5 protein-coding genes and 1 pseudogene are annotated in these 4,076 nt (G+C 60.0%); 1 reads left to right on the top strand and 5 read right to left on the bottom strand.

Annotated elements, in window-relative coordinates:
* Positions 1–115 precede the first annotated feature (115 nt).
* The 5 genes from IQK56_RS25570 to IQK56_RS25550 all read right to left on the bottom strand — a co-directional run bounded on the left by IQK56_RS25570 (position 116) and on the right by IQK56_RS25550 (position 2,899).
* Entirely contained in the window at positions 116–487 is a 372-nt protein-coding gene (locus IQK56_RS25570) for a glutathione S-transferase N-terminal domain-containing protein (protein WP_122307895.1), read from the bottom strand.
* A gap of 101 nt (positions 488–588) precedes the next feature.
* Positions 589–1,134 (bottom strand): GTP cyclohydrolase I FolE, encoded by a 546-nt coding sequence (gene folE / locus IQK56_RS25565; protein ID WP_003442011.1) that lies wholly within the window; start codon positions 1,132–1,134, stop codon positions 589–591.
* Between the two features lie 79 nt (positions 1,135–1,213).
* Complete coding sequence (locus IQK56_RS25560; protein ID WP_032888029.1) at positions 1,214–1,771, bottom strand: Smr/MutS family protein; 558 nt, start codon at positions 1,769–1,771, stop codon at positions 1,214–1,216.
* Between the two features lie 74 nt (positions 1,772–1,845).
* Positions 1,846–2,166, bottom strand: coding sequence for a hypothetical protein (locus IQK56_RS25555; RefSeq protein WP_122307896.1), 321 nt, complete (start codon positions 2,164–2,166; stop codon positions 1,846–1,848).
* Positions 2,167–2,308: 142 nt separating this feature from the next.
* Positions 2,309–2,899: a cysteine hydrolase family protein gene (locus IQK56_RS25550; RefSeq protein WP_150676449.1), complete on the bottom strand. Its 591-nt coding sequence runs from the start codon at positions 2,897–2,899 to the stop codon at positions 2,309–2,311.
* A gap of 240 nt (positions 2,900–3,139) precedes the next feature.
* On the opposite strand from IQK56_RS25550, the pseudogene prmB reads away from it, so the two are divergent.
* Positions 3,140–4,049, top strand: a pseudogene (gene prmB, locus IQK56_RS25545) (50S ribosomal protein L3 N(5)-glutamine methyltransferase).
* Positions 4,050–4,076: the final 27 nt, after the last annotated feature.

Below are 4,076 nucleotides of genomic sequence, written 5' to 3'. Positions count from 1 at the left end.
GGCGCCTACAACATCTCAGTTTTAGAGGTGTTTTTTAACTCTTTAAAATCAGTAACTTATTTTATGTTTGATAAGAGGGGGCAAGCCCCTCCCACATTTGATCTGCACAGGTCTGTCAGATCGCGGCGAAGCGCTTGTCCAGGTAATCGATGATGACCTTGGAATCGTACATCCAGGTGGTCTGGCCATTCTCTTCGATACGCAGGCACGGCACCTTGATCTTGCCACCTTGCTCCAGCAGGGTCTGGCGATCCTGCTCGTTGTTCTTCGCGTCCTTCAACGCCACCGGCACATTCAGGCGGTGCAGGGTGCGGCGGGTCTTCACGCAGAACGGGCAGGCGTGGAATTGATACAAGGTCAAATCCTTGGCCGCCTCGTTCACCTTGGCCTGTTGCTCGGCAGGGCGCTGCTTTTTACGCGGGCGGGTCAGGAAGTCGCCCGCGATGATGACGTGGCCGAGGCCCACTCGAAGTGCTTTGACGAACATGGCTGAAACCTCTTGCCCATAACTGAGGGGGCGCAGCTTACCTGATTTCGGCAGGCGAAAAAAAACCGGCGATGAACGCCGGTTTGTTCCTGCTCGGCCGGTTACTTGATCAGGCTGAGGAATTCGCTGCGGGTGGCCGCGTTTTCGCGGAACTCACCCAGCATCACCGACGTGATCATCGACGAATTCTGTTTCTCGACACCGCGCATCATCATGCACATGTGCTTGGCCTCGATCACCACGGCCACGCCCAGGGCGCCGGTCACTTGCATCACGGCATCGGCGATCTGGCGGCTGAGGTTTTCCTGGATCTGCAGGCGACGCGCATACATATCGACAATCCGCGCGACCTTCGACAAGCCCAGCACTTTGCCGCTCGGGATATACGCGACGTGAGCCTTGCCGATAAACGGCAGCAGGTGGTGTTCGCACAGCGAGTACAACTCGATGTCCTTGACCAGCACCATTTCGCTGTTGTCGGAGCTGAACAAGGCACCGTTGGTGACTTCTTCCAGCGTCTGCTCATAACCGCGGCAGAGGTACTGCATCGCCTTGGCGGCACGCTTTGGCGTGTCGAGCAGGCCCTCGCGGGAGACGTCCTCGCCGAGTTGGCCTAGGATCGCGGTGTAATTCTGTTCCAGGGACATGAAACTACCTGTGGGGATTTTCGCAAAGCGCAAGGTTACGGTGGCGAACACATCGCTGCAAGCCTGACGATGGCACTTGTTACTCGTCGCGCCCTTCCATCATGGTGCGCTTGAGCATCACATACACCGCCCCTGCGCCGCCGTGGCGGGCCTGGCAGGAGGTAAAACCGAGCACCTGGGCATGCTGGCGCAGCCAGGTGTTGACGTGACTTTTGATCATCGGCCGCTTGCCGTCCAGCCGCACGGCCTTGCCGTGGGTGACGCGCACGCAGCGGATTTCGAATTTGGTGGCTTCGGCGAGAAAGGCCCACAGGGTTTCCCGGGCTTTCTCCACGGTCATGCCGTGCAGGTCGAGGCTGCCTTCGAAGGGGATCTGGCCGACCTTGAGCTTGCGCATCTGGCTTTCCTGCACGCCATCTCGGGCCCACATCAGCTCGTCTTCAGGGCCTACGTCGATGACGAACTGGTCCGACAGGCCATCCACCGTGGTGGCGTCGGTGCGCACGGTCGCGGCCTGGCGCAGCTTGGCGATCTGCGCCCGGTCAGCCTTGGGTTTGCCGGTGTCGGCACGGTCGTGCTTGATCGGCTTGACGCCGCGCAGCTCGTTTTTGAACAGGGAAAAATCGTCGTCTTGCATGTCGGCCTCCGCGAAGGGCGGGCAGTTTACCTAATTCGCGGCAGCCGGGCGCATGAAACGCTATCCAAGCGCCATCAGTCGTGTTTTTTCATCAGGTGTGCAGCGATGTTCAGTGACAACGGCTGACGCATTTTCCGACGGCTACGACGCCACAACCACACGCCCAACCACAACACCAGCAGACCAATGCCCAGCAGGAGGGCGGAGCCACCGGGGCTGGCATTCAGTTCGCCAAGGGCCGGCGAATGACCAAACAAACCGGCACCACCAGCACCGGCCAACACTAGACCAACCATCGCCAGCAGCGCGGCAATGCACGCCACCAGGCGCAGACGCCAGTTGCTCGGGCCCTTGGGGCGCAAGCGACGAGCATCAAAACCATCGGATATCTTCATTCCGACCTTTCCTCCAGGGTATCGGCCCTTCGACCGGAAGATATGCAGCTTGTTCCTGTACCCGAGGCAAATGCGCCAAATGAAAGGGCTTAGCGGATGAGCGGGGCAATAAACATGGCCGCGCCGCTCATCAGAAGGGCGATCAGATCAGATCTTTGGTCAGCGCAAGGGTGGCAAAGTTGTCGGCCATGATGGCCATTTCGGTCTGCTGTACATGGTCGGCACTCAGGATGCCGCCTTTGTAAGGCAGGTCGCGGGTGGCGCAGGCGTCTTCCACCAAGGTGCAGCGAAAGCCCAGGTTCTTGGCGGCGCGCACCGTGGTGCTGACGCTGGAATGGCTCATGAAGCCACAGACGATCAGGTCCAGGGAGCCGAGGTCTTGCAGGTGTTTTTCCAGGCCGGTGCCATGGAAGGCGCTGGGCAGCAGCTTGTCGATAATGGTTTCGTCACCGTCAGGCTCAAGGCCAGGAATGAACTCACCGCGTTCGCCCTGAGGGTCGAACAGGCCACCGACGGTACCCAAGTGGCGCACATGCACGATCGGACGGCCAGCGTTGCGGGCCGCAGCAACCAGCTGCTTGATATGGCCGACCGCCGCGTCCATGCCCGAGAGGGCGAGTGGACCGCTGAGGTATTCCTTCTGGGCATCGATGATCACGAGGGTCGCATGGGCAAGGTTGGCAGCTGCGTAACCACGACCGCTGAGTTGAAACATCGTCTTTGGAACGGACATTCTGGGGCTCCTGTGAGGGGGGCTTTTGCGACATTGTCCACTGGCTGAGCGGTTCTGTGAATCGCTACCATCGTAAGGTACGCCGTTGCTGGCGTGCAGCCCTGTCAAGAGGGCGGCGTGTTTACTCGAATGATGGCGATTTGGATGAAATCCGACGTGCGGTAGCCGGTTTTCGTACATCGTCGGTACAGGTGAAGGCTGTTAGAATCGCCAGTCGTTTTTTCCAGGAGTCTGCCCCCCGTGATCACTTCCCGCCTGCCGCACCTTGCGCGACCACATTCGTTGGGCTGTCAGCCGTTTCCATGGGGAAGACCTGTTTTTTGGCCATGGCACCGACAATGCCTGGGACGAAGCCCGGCAATTGGTGCTCGGTGCCTTGCACTTGCCGTGGGAAATTGCCGACAGTTACCTGGATTGCAATCTCGAAGAAGAGGAAGTTTCCCACGTGCAGCGCTTGCTGCATCGGCGTATTCACGAACGCGTGCCGACCGCCTACCTGTTGAAAGAGGCCTGGTTCTGCGGCATGTCGTTCATTGTCGATGAGCGTGTGCTGATCCCGCGGTCCCCCATCGGCGAGTTGATCGAAAACCGCTTCGAACCGTGGTTGGCCCAACCGCCAGCGCGCATCCTTGACCTGTGTACCGGCTCCGGTTGCATCGGCATAGCCTGTGCCTACGAGTTCCAGGACGCCGAAGTGGTGTTGGGCGATTTGTCCTTCGAAGCATTGGAAGTGGCCAATCAGAACATTGAGCGCCATGGCGTCGACGAGCGCGTGTACACCGTGCAGGGCGATGGCTTCGACGGCCTGCCGGGCCAGCGCTTTGACCTGATCGTGTCGAACCCGCCGTACGTGGACGCGGAAGACTTCGCCGACATGCCCGACGAATACCAGCACGAACCGGAACTCGGCCTGGCCTGTGGCGACGACGGCTTGAACCTGGTGCGCCGGATGCTCGCCGAAGCGGCGGACCACCTGACCGAGAAGGGATTGCTGATCGTGGAAGTGGGCAACAGCCAGGTGCACGTCGAAGCGCTGTATCCGGAAGTGGACTTTGCCTGGCTGGAGTTCCAGCGCGGTGGGCATGGGGTGTTCATGTTGACGGCCGAGCAGTGCCGGGAACATCAGGCAGTCTTCGCCGCCAGGATCTGACTGAAGAAGCACGGCGAGTGTGGGAGG

The sequence above is a fragment of the Pseudomonas cyclaminis genome (assembly GCF_015163715.1).
GTDB classification, from domain to species: Bacteria; Pseudomonadota; Gammaproteobacteria; order Pseudomonadales; family Pseudomonadaceae; genus Aquipseudomonas; species Aquipseudomonas cyclaminis.
The sequence above is the reverse complement of the archived record's forward strand: the minus strand, read 5'-3'. Positions and strand labels throughout refer to the sequence as shown.